Below are 16,138 nucleotides of genomic sequence, written 5' to 3'. Positions count from 1 at the left end.
CGGCACCGTTGGCGTGTTCGCTGGAGATCGCGCGGCCCTGGTCGTCGTAGGTCCAGGTGGCGTAGCGGATGCCGCGTTCGTCGGTGATGCCGGTGAGGAGTTTGGGGTTGCGGGGGTCTTCGTAGTGATAACGACGGACAAGCGTTTGGCCGTTTTGGGTCTTGGTTACGGTTTGCAGTTGTCTGCCGTCGGCGCTATAGCCATAGGCAATCGATACACCATCAGTAGTCAGTGCCAGGGGCTGGTGCAAGGCATCTTCGGTAACGGTCAGTGCCTGCCCTAAAGAGTCGGTGATAGTGATCGTGCGGCTATAGGTGCCGCTGTACGTCAAGGTTTGGAAATAACCACTTGGCCATTGCCGACGGGTTAGCCGGCCGGAACTGTTGAAGAGCAACTTTTCGTTGGCGGGTGAGGTATAGACCCAACCGCTGGACTCCAACTTGAGAGTGCCTTTCTCCGGAGTCTGTGGGGTCGTTACACTGCCGGAGCGCGCGAAGAGAGCCTGGCGGCCATCTGCGTGAATCAGAACGAGCAGGCTACTGGTGATGCCAAGTTGTGTTGAATAGCTGTGTCGCCACTTACCGTCCTGGCTGTTATATACCCGGGTAAAGGACAGGCCCTGGATGCCTTGAGCTTGTTGTGAATAGTCCGTTTCGAGTTGGTACTTGTTGCCGATGGCACTGTTGATCGGATTTCCTGTGCACGGTGGAGGGGCATTATCACCTGGAATGTTTGGAGGCCCCTTGCTCCCGTCATTGTTTATACCGTCACTCTCACATTTTCCCGTTTTGGAATTGAAGAACTCTTGAGTTGGGCAATTTGCATCAACCAAGCTGATATTGGCATAGTAATCTGTGGCTGTGTATGGGGTGTGATATACGCGACAGCTCGTGATGGGTGTGTATCCGGAGTCTTGCCAGACTTTGCTGAGAATGACGTGATAGAAATATTTGTTCTGTTTGTAAAGTGCCGTGCCAGTCCAGCTAGGTATAAACGAGCAGAGTTCACTCCAGCGCTCAATGGGTAGAATCTCTGCCTTACTGCCACTGGAGCAACCAAAGGCAAATAAGGCTACAGCTAAAAGTTTTGGCTTTTTTAGTTTGGAGTCAGTGTTGTTTTTCCGTATTTTTGGAAGCAATGGACGTCGAAGCCTGAGAGACATATCAAGTTCCTTTTGTAAATCTGAGCGCTGCTGAACATTCGTCAGCAACCAGAGGAATTATGCCGATGGTGATTTTAATATATTGGCGCGAGTAAATATTCCAAAATTTAGTGCCCAGAAACACGGAAATGATCACGAAACCCAGCGGAATAGCAAATTTCCTACATGAGCCATAGCAATTGGCTGTCTGCGGTAGAAATCGATCTCCCCCTGTCGAGCCCGAGTGGAGGTGGCATCGGCGGTGCGAATGATGGACCGCTTCTTCGATCACTATGTGATCGTGCAGAGGTTCGTGTTCGATTAGTTTGCGCTGGCGGATAAGCGCAATACGTTAGACGCTTACCCGCCACGCATCGCCAGCAACAGTGCGCTTGGCGCCAGGCCGGTCCAGCGTTTGAAGGAGCGGCGGAAGTTGGTGGCGTCGTGGAAGCGCAGGTAGGCGGCGACTTCGTCGTTGCTGTAGCCCTTCACTTGGTAGAGGTACAGGGCCAGGTGCAGGCGCGCCTGGTCGTGCTGTTCCTGGTAGCAGGTGCCGTGTTTCTTCAGCTTGCGCTTGAAGGTGGCCGGGCTCATGCCGAAGGCTTCGGCGGCGTGCTCCAGGCCCGGTGCTTGGCGGGCGTGGTCGAGCAGCCAGCGGTACAGGGCGTCGAGCAGGCTGTGCGCGGCGGGTAGGCGTTGCAACTCGGTGCGGGCCTGTTGCCCGGCCACCAGGGCGGCGGTGGGGGCGGACTGCGGCCAGGGGCGGGTCAGGCAGGCGCGTGGCAGGCGCATCAGGTCGTAGGGGCTGGCGAAGTGCAGGTCTTCGCCGAGGTGCACCCAGTACTGTTCGATGTAGCGTGGCCGCGCATGGCGCAGGTGGATTTGCCAGGGCAGGCGCTCGCCGCCGAGGCGCCGGCCCATGGCTATCACCGCGGCCATGGCGGCCTCGACGAGGAAGCGGAACTGGTGGCCGGCACCGCAGTTGTCTTGCCAGTGCAGGTAGGCGTGGTGTTCGTCCAGTAGCAGGCGCGGGCTGAGCAACGGGAAGAGCAGGGTACGCAGCTCCACCAGCAGCTCCAGTGCCTGTTGCAGATTGGCCGACAGGCTCAGGGCCTGGCTGGCGGCGCCGAGCGGGCCGGGCAGCAGGCGCTGGCCGAAGAGGAAGGCACTGTCGTTGGCGTCCAGCAACTGGCGGGCGTTGTCGGTCAGTTGGAAGAACTGCTCGGGGCTGACCAGGGTATCGCCGCGCAGGACGTCTTCATGAAACAGGCCGGTGCCGCGCAGCAGGCGGTGGTTGTTGATCCCGCGTTGCAGGCAGAGGTCGATCAGTGCTGCTGGTTGGCCATGGGCGGCGATGCAGCGGGTGTCGCGTTCGAACCAGGGGCTGGGCATGTTCAGGCGCTCAGGGCGAGGGGCTGCTTGGCTCGGGCCAGGGCGAGGTTGAGGCGCTGGAGCAGCGCCTCGGCGTCCTCGTCCAGGGCCATGGCGGTCGCCACGCTGGCCTTCAGCGGCACGCGCTCGCCATGCTGGCGGCTTTTGTGCGCCAGGCTGCGCACGGCCTCGGCCAGTTCGCTGGCGAGCTGGCGCGCCTGGGCTTCGCCGGTGGCCGGCAGGAGCACCACGAAGCGGTCCCCGGCGAGGCGGCAGAGCAGGTCCTGGCGGCGCAGGTTGAGCAGCAGCACCTGGGTGACCGCCTGGAGTACGGCGTCGCCTTCGGCATGGCCGTAGCGCTGGTTGATCGCATCGAAATCGTCGAGGTCCACCGCCACTAGCGACAGCGGCACCTGCTCGCGGCGGCTCTCCTGCAGGCTGAGTTGCAACTGGCGGCGCAGGTAGTCGGCGCCGGCCAGGGGGGTGAGCTTGTCGAACAGCAGGTGCTCGCGGAACAGCCGTTCGCGCTTCTCCATCTGCGCGCTGATCGCCAGTTGCTCGTGGTGCCAGTGGTACAGCCCATAGGTGAGCAGCAGCAGGCCGAAGGGCATCGGTGCCGACTCCAGCCAGTGGTCCCAGCCGATGGCTTCGGGCATGCGGATGAATTCGTCGAGGCTGTCCACCCACCAGGAGAAGAACACCAGCCCCAGGCCCAGGGCGAGCAGGTTGGTGACACGTCCGGCCGGGCGGCTCTTGAGGATCAGGCACAGCCAGACCAGCGCCAGCAGCGCCGAGCCGCCTTCGCCGAGGATGTCCAGCCACACCCATTCCGCCGGTGTCTTGAGGTCGCCGGCGGCGAGGTGCAGGAGCAGTGCGAGGTTGGCGGCCAGGGTCAGGGCCAGCAGTTTCAGGCGATGCAGACGAAGCAGGGCGGGCATGGGCGTGGCCTCGCAGGGGAACGATGGCGCACAGCTCAGCAGAGCCAGATGACCGATTGATGGCAGCCGGGAGGTCAAATCGGCTCACGGGTTTTTTCCTTCATCCATGCATTTCTGCTTCATTCCCGGCGCCAGCGGAACGGGGGCCGCGCAACCCGGCTGCCGGCCATGCGCGGCTGCGGGTCATTTCGGTTCATTTTGCTCCGGAAAGTGCCTTCGAAGCCCCGGTTTCCGGACCTTCGCGCCGGGCCTGTCACAGAAGCGTCATCCGCTCCGCCTAGCGTGCCCAGCCATCTCGCCGGGTGGCTTGCCCGGTATCCAAGACGGGGAGAAACCTGATGATGACCTTCAAGCGCAGCAAGGCCGCCCGGCGCGCCGGCCATGCCCTCAGCGCCCTGGCGCTGGCCGTGGCCAGCGGTTCGCTGCTGGCCGAAACCGCCGCGGATGTGGTGGAGCACGTGGATGTGGTGGGGCAGGCGGTGAGCCTGGACAAGGCGCTCAAGGAGCAGCGCCGTTCGGACAGTGTGAAGAGCGTGGTCAGCGCCGATGGCGTGGCGCAGTTGCCCGACGAGAACGTCGCCGAGGCGGTGCAGCGCCTGCCCGGTGTGAGCGTGGAACGCGACCAGGGCGAAGGCCGCTTCGTCAGCGTGCGCGGCCTGGGGCCGGACATGAATGCCGTGAGCATCAACGGCACGCTGATCCCGTCGCCCAACGCCGACACCCGCGCCGTGGCCTTGGACGTGCTGCCGTCCGAGCTGGTGCAGTCGTTGTCGGTCACCAAGACCCTGACCCCGGACATGGACGCCAACTCCCTGGGCGGCACCATCGAAGTGGAAAGCCTGTCCGCCTTCGATCACAAGGGCCTGTTCTACACGGGCAGCGCCGAAGGCAGCTACGACGACAATAGCGGCCAGACCAGCCCGAAGTTCTCCGGGGCGATCAGCGACCGCTTCAGCCTCGGCGACGGCATCGACAACTTCGGCGTGGCCGCCGCACTGAGCTGGCAGAAGCGCGATTTCGTCTCGGACAACGTGGAAACCGGCGGCGCCTGGGACTTCGAGGACGGTGCCCGGCTGGAAGAGCTGGAGCAGCGCGACTATGACATCACCCGCGAGCGCACCGGCTTGGGCCTGAACTTCGATTACCGCCCGGACGACTTCAACAGCTACTACCTGCGCACCCTCTACAGCCGCTTCAAGGACACCGAAACGCGCAACGCCGCCGGCGTGGAATTCGACGACGCCCAGGCGCCCGGCGAGCGCGGCGCCGCCGAAGGCTGGCGCGAACTGAAGTCCCGAGAGGAAACCCAGGAAATCCAATCCTACGTGCTGGGCAGCGAGCACCTGCGCGGCGACTGGACCCTCAACGCCCAGGTCGGCTACAGCCGCTCCAGCGAAGACACGCCCGGGCACATCGCCGGCGCGCTGTTCGAGGGCACGGACGACTTCACCGACGCTGGCTTCGGCAGCACGCGCAAGCCGACCCTGAACGTCGGCGAGGCGTTCTACGACGCGGACAACTTCATCCTCGACGAAGTGGAGTGGGCCGAGCAGGACACCACCGACACCGAGAAGAACATCAAGCTCGACCTGGCCCGCGACTACGAGCTGTCCGGCCACGCGGCGCGGGTCAAGTTCGGCGGCAAGCTGAGCCGGCGCGACAAGGACAACGACACCAACGTCTGGACCTACGAGGACTTCGACGACTCCGGCATCGCCGACGACGACCTGCTGCTCGGCCACTTCACCAAGGGCCGGGTGGACTACGGTCTCGGCCGCTTCGGGCCGGGCATCGGCGACAAGGCGATCAAGCGCCTGCTTGGCGGGCTCGACCGCGCCGACTACTACAACGAAGAAGAATCGCGCATCGGCGACTACGCGATGAGCGAAGACATCGACGCCGCCTACCTGATGAACACCGTCGACATCGGTGATCTGCGCGTGATCGCTGGCCTGCGCTATGAGGGCACCGATTTCCGCGCCAAGGGCACTGGCCTGCGCGACGGTGCCTTCGAGAGCATCGAGGCGAGCAACGACTATGACCACTGGCTGCCGGGCCTGCATCTGCGCTACCAACTGGATAAGGACACTCAGCTCCGCGCCGCCTGGACCAACAGCGTGGTGCGTCCGAGCTTCGAGCAACTGGCGCCGGGCTTCCTCATCGATGGCGACGAGGCGGAGTTCGGCAACCCGCAGCTCGATCCGTTGGAGTCCAGCAACTTCGACCTCGGCATCGAGCGCTACCTGGGGCGCGCCGGGGTGGTCTCGGCCTTCGTCTTCTACAAAGACATCGAAAACTTCGTCTACAACACCGACCTCGCCGGCACTGGCGCCTGGGCGGACTTCGACGAGGCCAACACCTACGCCAACGGCGACCGTGCCAAGCTGTACGGCCTGGAGCTGGCCTGGTCGCAGAAATTCGACTGGCTGCCGGCGCCGTGGAACGGCCTGCTGCTGGGCGCCAACGCCACCTTCAGCCGCTCCGACGCGCGTATCGAAGGGCAGGGCCAGCGGCGCGACATTGACCTACCGTTCCAGTCAGACACCGTGGGCAACCTGATGCTCGGCTGGGAGAACGACACACTCAGCCTGCGTCTCTCCGCTAACTACAAATCCGACTACCTGCAGGAAGTCGCAGCGGTGGACGACAAGGCCCATGACCTCTACGTGGACGACCAGACTTTCGTCGATTTCAGTGCCCGCTACTTCCTCACCAGGAATCTGCAGCTCTCCTTCGAGGCGCAGAACATCACCGACGAGCACTACTACGTCTACACCGGGCGCAACCGCTACAACGCCCAGTACGAGGAGTACGGCCCCACCTACAAGCTGGGCCTGACCTTCACCCACTTCTGATCCCCGTCGGCCGCTCTCCCACGGAGAGCGGCGTGTCACAAGGAACACCGTTCGATGAATTCGCCGTTTCTCCGCGCCGCGCTGCTGGCCAGCCTGGCCCTGGCCGGTTGCGACCGCCTGTCCCCCTCGGCGTCGGCTCCGCTGCCGTCCGCCGAGCCCACACTGGCCCTGAGCGCCTGGAAAGCGCCGGCCGGGCTCGATCTCGAGGCGATCCGTTTCGTCCCCGCCAAGGACGGCGTCCAGCGCGACTGGCGCATCGCCGCCAGCGAGCGCCAGGGGTTGCTCCTGCTCAACGGCCAGGGGCGCGAACTGGCACGCCTGCCGGGTTCGTTCTCCGCGCTGGACCTGCGCTGGGCGGGGGCACAGCTCGTCGTCGCCGGGCTGGATGGCATCGGCCAGCGCGCCGTGCTCGTCGCCCTCGATCCCGCCAGCCACCGTTGGCAGCGCCCGCAGAGCCTGCCGCCGCGCGACTTCGCCCTGGCCGGCCTGTGCCTGTACCGCGACGAGGCGCGCAATCTCTATCTGTTCCTGGTCGGCGAAGAAGGGCAGGGCGAGCAGTGGCTGGTTGGCACCGATGCCGGCCTCACGCCCGAGCCGCGTCGGGTACGCGGACTGCCTTTGCCGCCGAACGCCGAGCATTGCCAGGCCGACGACGCGGCGAACCGGCTGTTCGTCAACGAAGAGAACGTCGGCCTCTGGGCCTACCCGGCCCACCCGGAGGCCGAGGCCAGTCGCCAGCCAGTGGACTTGCTGCAACCCTTCGGCACCCTGCGTGGCTCGGCCGGCGCCATGGCCAGTCTGCCCGGAGGACTGCTCGCCCTGGACCCTTCCAGCGCCGCGCTGCACCTCTACCAGCAACGGGAGGCCGGCTGGTACGCCGTCGCCCGTCTGCCGCTGGAGGGGCTCGGCGAACCGGAGGGCCTGGCCCTGCGCGAGACCGCCGACGGGCTCGACCTGCTGCTGCGCGACGACGACAGCGGGCGCCTCTACCAGGGCCGCCTGGCCTGGAAAGCCGAGCCGGTGCGGCCGCCGCCGGTGCTGCCAAACGTCGCGGCGGTGCGCCAGAGCGAGCCGGTGGGCCGCCATGGCGATGCCGCCGACGACCCGGCGATCTGGGTGCATCCGCAGCAGCCGTCGCGTTCGCGGGTGCTCGGCACCAACAAGAAGCAGGGGCTGCTGGCCTACGACCTGGACGGCAGGCTGATGCAGGCGCTGCCGGTGGGCCGCCTGAACAACGTGGACGTCCGCAGCGGCATTCGTCTCGGCGACGCGACGGTGGACTTGGCCGTGGCCAGCAACCGCGACCGCAACAGCATCGCCCTGTTCGCCATCGACCGCGCCAGCGGCGAGTTGCGCGAGGCCGGCGAAATCGCTACGCCGCTGGCGGAAATCTACGGCATCTGCCTGTTCCAGCCGGCTTCCGGCGAGCTGTACGCCTTCGCCAACGGCAAGGACGGCACCTTCCTCCAGTACCGCCTGGACGGCACGAGCGGCACCTTGCGTGGCGAGCTGGTGCGGCGCTTCGCGGTGGACAGCCAGCCGGAGGGCTGCGTGGCCGATGACCGCCGCCAGCGTCTGTTCCTCGGCGAGGAAGACAGCGGTGTCTGGGCCGTGGATGCCCGTGCTGAGGCATCGGCGGAACTGGCAAGGGTGATGGCGGTGGGCGAGATATTGAAGGCCGATGTCGAGGGCCTCGGTCTGTACCACGGCCCGCGCCGCAGCTATCTGGTGGTCTCCAGTCAGGGCAACGACAGCTACGTGGTGCTCGACGCCGAGCCGCCTTACGCGCCGAAGGGCGCCTTCCGGGTTGGCCTGAACGGCGCACTGGGTATCGATGGGGCCTCCGAGACGGACGGCCTGGACGTCAGCTCGGCCAACCTCGGCGGGCCTTGGAGCGCCGGCCTGCTGGTGGTGCAGGACGGCCGCAAGCGCATGCCCGAGCAGACCCAGAACTTCAAGTTCGTGCCCTGGCGCGCCGTGGCCGACGCCCTCGGCCTGGAATGACGCCGCTGTCATCAGAACGCAACCGCAACGTAATCGAATAACCCAGGCGTCCTCCGCTGAGGAGGGCGACACAACGGAGAGCCCCATGCACGCCACCCTCGAACACATGACCGTCTGGAGCCTGGTCAGCGCCGCCTCGCCACTGGTCAAGGGCGTCATGCTCACCCTGCTGCTGGCCTCGCTGGCGAGCTGGTACCTGATCGTCCAGCGCAGCCTGTTGCTGGGCCGCAGCGAGCGGCTGTTGAAGGACTTCCAGCAGCGCTTCCGTCGCGAGGCCGACCTCGCCCGGCTGTACCGCGAGACACCCGCCGAACCGGATGCGGACGCCGGCCTGGAGCGGCTGTTCCGCGCCGGCTACGGCGAATACCAGCATCTCGGCAACGAGCCGGGCGTGGGCGGCGAGGCGGTGATCGATGGCGTCGAGCGCAGCCTGCTGGTGGCCATCAGCGAGGAGGAGGAGCGTCTCGGCAGGGGCCTGCCGTTCCTTGCCACCGTTGGTTCGGTCAGCCCTTACATCGGCCTGTTCGGCACCGTGTGGGGCATCATGAACTCCTTCATCGGTCTGTCGCAGGTGCAACAGGCCACCCTGTCCACCGTCGCCCCCGGTATCGCCGAGGCGTTGATCGCCACGGCCATCGGCCTGTTCGCGGCCATCCCGGCGGTGATCGCCTACAACCGCTTCTCCGCCCGCGTGGCTGCGTTCTCCAGCCGCTACTACGCCTTCGGCAACGAGTTGCAAGGGCGCCTGCATCGCCGCTTGCAGGCCGCGGCGCGCCTCGACCGCGCGGCCTGAGGGGAGGGTGTCATGCGCAAGCCCTACAGCCCGCACGGCCCGAAGGCCGAGATGAACGTAGTGCCCTATATCGACGTGATGCTGGTGCTGCTGGTGATCTTCATGGTCACCGCGCCGATGCTCACCCAGGGCGTGAAAATCGACTTGCCCGAGGTCGCCGCCGAAGCGCTGCCCACCGACACCCGCCAGCAGATTCTCACCCTCTCGGTGACGGCCGACGGCGGCTACTACTGGAACCTCGGCAGCGAGCTGGACACCGAGCGGCACACGGACAGTGCCGTGAACCTGGAAGAAATGACTGCCCAGGTGAGCGCCATCGTTGCCGCGCGCAGCGATACCCAGGTCTACATCCGTGCCGACGGCGATGCCCGCTACGACACGGTGGTCGCCGGCATGGCCGCCTTGCAGCAGGGCGGAGTGCGCAACGTCGGCCTGGTCACAGAGGCCCCCCAGCCATGAGGGCCGAGCCCATGCCGACAGCCGTCAGTTGGCCGGCGCTGGCCTGGCCATCCCGCGCCTGGCGCCGCCAGGCCCTGGCCGTGATGCTGGCGGTGGCGCTGCATGCCCTGGCCCTGGCCGCGCTGCTGGCGCACTGGCAGCCCTCGACACCGGCCGAGCCGCAGGTGCATGCCCTGGCGACCCGGCTGATCCAGTTGCCGCCGCCCGCGCCGCCGGTGCCCGAGGTACAGGCTCCGCCACCGGTGGCGGAACCGCCCAAGCCGGTGGAAGCGCCAAAGCCCGATCCGCAAGTACGCCAACGGGAATTGCAGCAGGCCGCCCTGGCGCGCCAACGGCTGGAGGAAAAGCGCGAGCGGGAACGCCTCGAACAGGCTCAGCGCGAGCGGCAGCGTGAGGACCGCGAACGCCTCGAACGCGAGGCGCTGGCCCGCCAGCGCGAGAAGCAACAGCGCCTGCAAGCCGAAGCTGCCGCCCGTGCCGAGGCACAAGCCCGTACCGCCGCCAGCCAGCCGTACCTGCCCATTGCCAAGGAAGCCCCGGACTACCCGGACCGTGCCCTGGACAAGGGTATCGAGGGCGACTGCACCGTCAGCTACACCGTCACCCCGGAAGGCCGCGTGGAAAACCCTAAGGTGATCGGCGAGTGCCATCCGTTGTTCATCCGCCCCTCGCTGGCCGCCGCCAGAACCTTCCGCTACCAGCCGCGTATCGTCGATGGCCGCGCGGTCGCCGTCCCCGACGTGAAGAACACCTTCCACTACCGTATCGAATGAACCGCGCGCCGCCGCTGGCCTCCAACAGGGCACAGCGGACCGGCGCCGACAGACAGGGAGATCGCCATGAGCCACGACCATCGTCACTTCCACGAACGCCTGGAGAGCCAGGATGACCAGTCGATCAACCCCAGCGCCAACCCGCCGCTGGCCGAGCTGGTCGACCCGGCCCGGCGCAACGTTCTCAAGGGCGGCCTGACTCTCGCCGCCCTCGGCTTCTTCGGCGGCGGCCTGAGCGCCTGCGCCAAGGCCAGCGCCAGCCCGCTGCTGGGCTTCAAGGGCGTGCCGGTGCAGCTCGACCCCGGCTTCGACCGCGTACTGGTCGCCGAGGGCTACCGTGCGGTGCCATTCTTCTCCTGGGGCGACCCGGTGGAGCCCGGCGCCCCGGCCTGGAAGGCGGACGCCAGCGACGACTGGCAAGCCCAGCTCAAGCAGGCCGGCGACAACCACGACGGCATGAATTTCTTCCCCTTCGAAGGGGAGACCGACCGTGGCCTGCTGGTAATGAACCACGAATACATCAACCCGCCGCTGCATCCTTCCAGCGCTATCGACCTGAGCAAACCGCGTCCGCTGGACGAGGTGCGCAAGGAGCAGGCCGCCCACGGCGTCTCGGTGATCGAAGTGAAGAAGGGCAAGGACGGCCAGTGGCAGCGCGTCATGGAATCGCCCTACAACCGCCGCATCACCATGCTCACGCCGATGCGCATCGCCGGCCCCCTGGCCGGTCATGCGCTGATGAAGACCGCCTCCGACCCGGCCGGCCTGGAAGTGCTTGGCACCCTCAACAACTGCGCCACCGGCGTCACCCCCTGGGGCACCTTCCTCACCTGCGAGGAAAACTGGCCCAACTACTTCATCAATCGTGACCCGGCCGACTACGCCCAGCGCGTCTCGCACAAGCGCTACGGCCTGTCCAACAGCGGCACCAGCAAGTACTACGCCTGGGAAACCGCCGACGCCCGCTTCGATGCCACGCCCGCCGCCGACCAGCCCCACGGCGGCCACGTGAACGAGCCGAACCGCTTCGGCTGGGTGGTGGAAATCGATCCTTTCGACCCGAAGGCGCAGCCGATCAAGCGCACCGCCTTCGGCCGCTTCAGCCGCGAATGCGCGGCGCTGTCCCTAGGCGGCGACGGGCGCATGGCGTTCTACTCCGGTGATGATGCCAAGGGCGAATACATCTACAAATTCGTCCCGGCCGGGCGCTTCGACGCCGCCAACCCCAAGGCCAGCCGCGATCTGCTGGATGAAGGCACCCTCTACGTCGCGCGCTTCGACGCGGACGGCAACGGCCACTGGCTGGCTCTGGTCCACGGTGAGAACGGCCTGACGGAGGAAAACGGCTTCGCCAGCCAGGCCGAGGTGCTGGTCAACGCCCGCGCCGCCGCCGACCGCGCCGGCGCCACCCCCATGGACCGTCCCGAATGGGCCGCCGTCCATCCCACCAGCCGCGAGGTCTACGTCACCCTCACCAACAACGACGGGCGTGGCAGCAAGCAACCCGTGGACAAGGCCAACCCCCGGCCGAACAACCTGCACGGGCAAATCCTGCGCATCGCCGAGCAGGGCGCCGACCCCACCGCCACCGCCTTCACCTGGGAACTCTTCCTCCTCGCCGGCGAAGCCAAGGGCGCCAAGGACAAGGATGGCAACCCAGTGCCGGCCAACCTCGTCGGCACTATCCAGGGCGACCTGTTCTCCTCCCCGGACGGCCTGGCCTTCGACGCCCAGGGGCGCCTATGGATACAGACCGACTTCGACGACGCCGAAGCCGCCATGCACAACATGGGCTGCAACATGCTCCTCTGCGCCGACCCCGCCACCCGCGAAGTCCGCCGCTTCCTCGTTGGCCCGCGCGGCTGCGAAATCACCGGCCTGGCCTGGAGCCCCGACGGCAAGGCCCTCTGGGCCAACATCCAACACCCCGGGCTCAGCTACCCCGCCAGCGACGACAAGACCCGCCCACGCTCGACCACGGTGTTGATCACCAAGAAGGATGGTGGGGTGATTGGGAGCTGAGGGGGAACAGACATCCGGGGCTGTCGATTTCCCTTCACCCCATTCGACTAGAAGAGCGCGCTCCCTCCAGACAAAAACGGAGCGCTACGCTCATCTTGCCAACCCAGGAGTCTTGCCATGTCTCTCCAACTTTTCGCCCACCCGTTTTCGTCCTACTGCCAGAAGGTGCTGATCGCGCTCTACGAGAACGAACTGCCATTTGAGTTTCGCCTGTTGGCGCCGGACGAGCCTGGCAACGGGGCGGAGTTTCAGGCGTTGTGGCCGATGCGGAAGATGCCGGTGTTGGTGGATGGCGGCAGGACGGTGGTCGAGTCGAGCGTCATCATTGAACATCTGGGGCTGCATCATCCAGGACCGGTGCGGTTGGTGCCCGAGAGGGCGGAGGCGGCACTGGAGGTGCGGATGATGGATCGCTTCTTCGATAACTACGTGATGACGCCGATGCAGAAGTTCGTGTTCGACAGCCTGCGGCCGGCGGATAAGCGCGATGCGTATGGCGTCGAGGAGGCGCGGGCGTTGCTGGAGCGGGCGTATGCCTGGCTGGACGGGGTGCTGGCGGGGCGTACCTGGGCGGCGGGGGAGGCGTTCGGCCTGGCGGATTGTGCGGCGGCGCCGGCGTTGTTCTATGCCGATTGGGTGCATCCCATCGCCGCGTCGTTCGAGCGGGTGCGCACCTATCGGCAGCGTTTGCTGGCGCGGCCGTCGTTCGCCCGGGCGGTGGAGGAGGCACGGCCGTATCGGGTGCTGTTTCCGTTGGGGGCGCCGGATCGCGATTGATCCGGTGCTTGCCCGAATCGGGTGCAGCTCAGACACTAGGCGTTTTCCCAGTGATCCGAGGAGAACGCCTTGAGCTTGTCGATACGCCCGGCCGTCCCCAGCGATGCGGCGCAGATTCTGGCCTTCATCACCGAGCTCGCTACCTATGAGAAGGCTGCGCACGAGGTCGTCGCCAGCGTGGCGGACATCGAGCGCACCCTGTTCGCCGAACGGGCGCCGAGCCGCGCGCTGATCTGCGAGCAGGACGGCAAGCCGATTGGTTTCGCCGTGTATTTCTACAGCTATTCCACTTGGCTGGGGCGCAACGGGATCTACCTGGAAGACCTGTATGTCACGCCGGATAGCCGTGGCAGCGGTGCCGGCAAGGCGCTGCTCCGTCAACTCGCCCGCGAGGCCTGCGACAACGATTGCGGGCGGTTGGAGTGGAGCGTGCTGGACTGGAACGAGCCGGCGATAGGTTTCTACGACTCCATCGGCGCCCTGCCGCAGAGGGAGTGGATTCGCTATCGCTTGGATGGCGAAGCACTGCGGAGCTTTGCCGAAGGGGCCTAGGGCTTCAGTGTGATCGAATCCGCTTCGCTGACGAAGGCGGTGCGGTTTCGGCGGTCGTAGAGGCAAAGCTCCTGGCCCATCCGGCCTTCCATGTGCGGTTGCGGATAGCGACCGCGCAGGAGGACGGCGGTGAGGCTGAGCCGGTCCGGGTATTCGATGAGCCTGCCGACCGGCCGGGGTTGTTCCAACCCGCTGGCCTTCATGCATGCGGCCAGCACGGTTTTCTTGTGTTCCGTCCAGGCCTCGGGCGTGGCGGCGAGCGCCGGCAAGGCGAGGGCGCCGCAAAGGGCGGCGATTCGAGAAAAGGTCGTCATGCCGGACAAGCCTAGTTCATGGAAGAAGCCACAGCCGTCTGCTAGTCGCGACAGTCGGAGCCCTGGCGCATATACACCAGCGTATGGACCTCGCCCTTGGAGTCCTTGTAGGTCATGGTCGCTTCGCCCGGCACGCAGCCGGAGGGGTCGGTCATGGAGATGACCTGGGCGACGTCCAGGTCCATGCCGTAGTGGTAGACCTGCCGGTCTTCTGCGGCGGCCCAGGGGGAGGCCAGTGCCAGGCCGAGCATCAGGTAGGTGCTTTTCATCGTTCGTCTCCGAGAGGGGTTCCATCACCCTATCGCTCGGGGCGGGCAGGAAAAACGGCCGGGCGTGCAAGGCAACCTTGCACGCGTCGCAACAATGCTCAGGCCCAGCAGGTGGGGTCGTCGAGCATCGCTCGGTAGCGCTCCAGCGCCCTGGGCAGCTCCTGTTTGAGGAACTCGATCCAGGTGCTCACCTTCGCATCGAGGAAGCGCCGCGACGGGTATACGGCATAGACGCTCTTTTCGTGCAGGCTGTGATGGGGCAGGACCCGCACCAGGCCACCGCGCTGGATGGCACGGGCGGCCACGAAGTCGGGCAGCAGGCAGATGCCCATGCCGGCTTCGGCGGCGTTGGCCATGGCCTCGGCGACATTCACCTGGAAGGTCTCGCCGAGGCGCAGCGGCTGTTCCTTGCCGTCCACCGTGAAGGCCCAGTGGTCGCCGAACACCGGGTCGACCAGCAACAGACAGCGGTGCTCGGCCAGATCGTCCGGTGTCTGCGGGATGCCATGTTTTTCCAGGTAGGCCGGGGCGGCGCAGATGACGCTGTGGATGTTGCCGAGGTATTGGCCAATCAGTTCCGAGTCGGGCAGGTCGCGGGCCAGGGTGATGACCACGTCGTGGCCTTCTTCCAGCAGGTCGGGATAGCGCTGCGACAGGGTCATGTCCAAGTGCACGTCCGGGTAGAGCGCGCCGTAGCGGGCGGCCAGCGGTGCGAGCAACTGGATGCCGAGGCCGGTGATGGAGTGGACCCGCAGGCGCCCCCTGGGCATCAGGTGGGCACCGCTGGCCTCGGCGTTGGCGTCATCGATATCGGTGAGAATCTGCCGGGTGCGGGCGAGGTAGCGGCTGCCCGCCTCGGTGAGGGCAAGGCGCCGGGTGGAGCGTTGCAGCAGGCGCGCCTGCAGGTGGCTCTCCAGTTCGGAAACCAGCCGCGACACCTGCGCCGTGGAGAATTCCAGGGCACGCGCGGCGGCGGTGAAACTTCCGGCATCCGCGACGCGAACGAATACGCGCATTGCCTGAACGATATCCATGCAACTGTTACCTCGTACGTAAACCTGCGTTGCCCGCAGGGCGGTTTTTGCGGAGCGGGGCGCCTTCCATACTGCGGGCCCGTATACGGCATTGCCTCGCCGGGACGTTTCTATCCGCTCTTTCCATGGCGACCGAACGATGACTCGCCCGCTGGGCCACATTTATCGGCCGGGTACTCGGAGCCCGGGTGTCGATTCCTTGTGCCTGCCCGGGGTGGTCTCGACCGGGTTCATCGAGCCCGTGTAAAACGAAAAAAGGCCGCTCGAGGGAGCGGCCGAAGGGACGTCGATAAACAAGGGAGCAATCACATCATCAACGTCAGGAGGAGCAGGGGAGCGCGGTATCAGCTATCGCGGTCTTCGTCGGTTGGGGTGCTGGTCTGGACCTGCTTGCGGTCGGCATCCTGGCTACGCTTGGCGACGGCTTCGGCGGCTTGCTTGCCTTGCTGGAAGGCCAGGGTGCGCTCGACGAAGGCTTCGGATTCCTCGGCCAGGCTCAGTTGTGAAACCAGCAGGGAAGAAACGGAAAGAACGGCTGCGGCAAGAAGGTGACGTTTCATATCAGAGTCCTCGTTCGGTCAGTTCAGGAGCCACTTCATCCTAGGGAGGAGCGAAAATCGGAAAAATAGCTGCGGTTGAGAATGACTGTTTCGTATTGCGCAACAAAGGGGCCTTGAGGGGGACGCGGAGCGTCCCGGGCTGCGTTCCCACGCAGAGCGTGGGAACGATCCTTCGATACATCAGCTGATGCGGTTGGCACCTACGCGATCAGAACCACCTTCGGCGACGCGGTTGATGCCGGTGCGGTCGGAACCGCCTTCAGCGACGCGGTTGAT

General features: G+C 65.9%; 15 protein-coding genes and 1 pseudogene. 8 read left to right on the top strand and 8 right to left on the bottom strand.

The genetic code is table 11. From position 1 onward, the window contains the following. The 3 genes from BZL41_RS27650 to BZL41_RS00230 form a co-directional block, all read right to left on the bottom strand. A partial coding sequence (locus tag BZL41_RS27650; protein ID WP_143517987.1) for a DUF6531 domain-containing protein occupies positions 1 to 1,162 on the bottom strand: 1,162 nt, incomplete at its 3' end. Positions 1,163 to 1,501: 339 nt separating this feature from the next. Continuing rightward, positions 1,502 to 2,539 carry an AraC family transcriptional regulator gene (locus tag BZL41_RS00235; protein WP_095597435.1) on the bottom strand — a complete coding sequence of 346 codons (1,038 nt, stop codon included), beginning with the start codon at positions 2,537 to 2,539 and terminating at the stop codon, positions 1,502 to 1,504. Continuing rightward, positions 2,536 to 3,450 carry a GGDEF domain-containing protein gene (locus BZL41_RS00230; protein WP_095597433.1) on the bottom strand — a complete coding sequence of 305 codons (915 nt, stop codon included), beginning with the start codon at positions 3,448 to 3,450 and terminating at the stop codon, positions 2,536 to 2,538. Before BZL41_RS00230 ends, BZL41_RS00235 begins: the two co-directional genes overlap by 4 nt. A gap of 338 nt (positions 3,451 to 3,788) precedes the next feature. Here BZL41_RS00230 and BZL41_RS00225 point away from each other — a divergent pair, with 338 nt between their 5' ends. The 8 genes from BZL41_RS00225 (at position 3,789) to BZL41_RS00190 (ending at position 13,685) form a co-directional block, all read left to right on the top strand. Beyond that, entirely contained in the window at positions 3,789 to 6,305 is a 2,517-nt protein-coding gene (locus BZL41_RS00225) for a TonB-dependent receptor (RefSeq protein ID WP_095597432.1), read from the top strand. 54 nt (positions 6,306 to 6,359) lie between these two features. Further along, a complete protein-coding gene (locus BZL41_RS00220) occupies positions 6,360 to 8,309 on the top strand; it encodes a phytase (protein ID WP_095597431.1) in 1,950 nt (649 codons plus the stop codon). Between the two features lie 85 nt (positions 8,310 to 8,394). Continuing rightward, a complete protein-coding gene (tolQ, locus tag BZL41_RS00215) occupies positions 8,395 to 9,102 on the top strand; it encodes a protein TolQ (protein ID WP_095597430.1) in 708 nt (235 codons plus the stop codon). Positions 9,103 to 9,114: 12 nt separating this feature from the next. Then, a complete protein-coding gene (gene tolR, locus BZL41_RS00210; protein WP_095597429.1) occupies positions 9,115 to 9,561 on the top strand; it encodes a protein TolR in 447 nt (148 codons plus the stop codon). Positions 9,562 to 9,572: 11 nt separating this feature from the next. Then, a complete protein-coding gene (locus BZL41_RS00205) occupies positions 9,573 to 10,334 on the top strand; it encodes an energy transducer TonB (RefSeq protein WP_256578047.1) in 762 nt (253 codons plus the stop codon). A gap of 66 nt (positions 10,335 to 10,400) precedes the next feature. Further along, a complete protein-coding gene (locus tag BZL41_RS00200; RefSeq protein WP_095597427.1) occupies positions 10,401 to 12,356 on the top strand; it encodes a PhoX family phosphatase in 1,956 nt (651 codons plus the stop codon). A 117-nt stretch (positions 12,357 to 12,473) separates the two neighbouring features. Beyond that, complete coding sequence (locus BZL41_RS00195) at positions 12,474 to 13,133, top strand: glutathione S-transferase family protein (protein ID WP_095597426.1); 660 nt, start codon at positions 12,474 to 12,476, stop codon at positions 13,131 to 13,133. 69 nt (positions 13,134 to 13,202) lie between these two features. Next, positions 13,203 to 13,685 carry a GNAT family N-acetyltransferase gene (locus BZL41_RS00190; protein WP_095597425.1) on the top strand — a complete coding sequence of 161 codons (483 nt, stop codon included), beginning with the start codon at positions 13,203 to 13,205 and terminating at the stop codon, positions 13,683 to 13,685. Here the strand turns inward: BZL41_RS00190 and BZL41_RS00185 are convergent. The 5 genes and pseudogenes from BZL41_RS00185 to BZL41_RS28920 form a co-directional block, all read right to left on the bottom strand. Beyond that, on the bottom strand, positions 13,682 to 13,999 hold the full coding sequence (locus BZL41_RS00185) for a hypothetical protein (protein ID WP_095597434.1): 318 nt from the start codon (positions 13,997 to 13,999) through the stop codon (positions 13,682 to 13,684). The two genes, BZL41_RS00190 and BZL41_RS00185, sit on opposite strands and share 4 nt — an antisense overlap. Before the next feature lie 41 nt (positions 14,000 to 14,040). Then, complete coding sequence (locus BZL41_RS00180) at positions 14,041 to 14,268, bottom strand: DUF2790 domain-containing protein (protein ID WP_095597424.1); 228 nt, start codon at positions 14,266 to 14,268, stop codon at positions 14,041 to 14,043. Positions 14,269 to 14,366: 98 nt separating this feature from the next. After that, complete coding sequence (locus tag BZL41_RS00175) at positions 14,367 to 15,302, bottom strand: LysR family transcriptional regulator (protein WP_095597423.1); 936 nt, start codon at positions 15,300 to 15,302, stop codon at positions 14,367 to 14,369. A 344-nt stretch (positions 15,303 to 15,646) separates the two neighbouring features. Further along, the gene (locus BZL41_RS00170; protein WP_095597422.1) at positions 15,647 to 15,862 is read right to left on the bottom strand and encodes a hypothetical protein; all 216 of its coding nucleotides are present in this window, start codon (positions 15,860 to 15,862) and stop codon (positions 15,647 to 15,649) included. A 180-nt stretch (positions 15,863 to 16,042) separates the two neighbouring features. Continuing rightward, positions 16,043 to 16,138: pseudogene (locus BZL41_RS28920) on the bottom strand (phage infection protein); the annotation flags it as partial.

The sequence above is a fragment of the Pseudomonas sp. PIC25 genome (assembly GCF_002286785.1).
GTDB lineage: Bacteria > Pseudomonadota > Gammaproteobacteria > Pseudomonadales > Pseudomonadaceae > Pseudomonas_M.
Note: the sequence above shows the minus strand (reverse complement) of the source record. Positions and strands in the feature narration are given on the sequence as shown.

Coding starts and splice junctions, on each gene's coding strand:
- BZL41_RS00230 (WP_095597433.1), bottom strand. CDS start 3,450: ATGCCCGCCCTGCTTCGTCTGCATCGCCTGAAACTGCTGGCCCTGACC.
- BZL41_RS00225 (WP_095597432.1), top strand. CDS start 3,789: ATGATGACCTTCAAGCGCAGCAAGGCCGCCCGGCGCGCCGGCCATGCC.
- BZL41_RS00220 (WP_095597431.1), top strand. CDS start 6,360: ATGAATTCGCCGTTTCTCCGCGCCGCGCTGCTGGCCAGCCTGGCCCTG.
- tolQ (WP_095597430.1), top strand. CDS start 8,395: ATGCACGCCACCCTCGAACACATGACCGTCTGGAGCCTGGTCAGCGCC.
- tolR (WP_095597429.1), top strand. CDS start 9,115: ATGCGCAAGCCCTACAGCCCGCACGGCCCGAAGGCCGAGATGAACGTA.
- BZL41_RS00205 (WP_256578047.1), top strand. CDS start 9,573: ATGCCGACAGCCGTCAGTTGGCCGGCGCTGGCCTGGCCATCCCGCGCC.
- BZL41_RS00200 (WP_095597427.1), top strand. CDS start 10,401: ATGAGCCACGACCATCGTCACTTCCACGAACGCCTGGAGAGCCAGGAT.
- BZL41_RS00195 (WP_095597426.1), top strand. CDS start 12,474: ATGTCTCTCCAACTTTTCGCCCACCCGTTTTCGTCCTACTGCCAGAAG.
- BZL41_RS00185 (WP_095597434.1), bottom strand. CDS start 13,999: ATGACGACCTTTTCTCGAATCGCCGCCCTTTGCGGCGCCCTCGCCTTG.
- BZL41_RS00180 (WP_095597424.1), bottom strand. CDS start 14,268: ATGAAAAGCACCTACCTGATGCTCGGCCTGGCACTGGCCTCCCCCTGG.
- BZL41_RS00175 (WP_095597423.1), bottom strand. CDS start 15,302: ATGGATATCGTTCAGGCAATGCGCGTATTCGTTCGCGTCGCGGATGCC.
- BZL41_RS00170 (WP_095597422.1), bottom strand. CDS start 15,862: ATGAAACGTCACCTTCTTGCCGCAGCCGTTCTTTCCGTTTCTTCCCTG.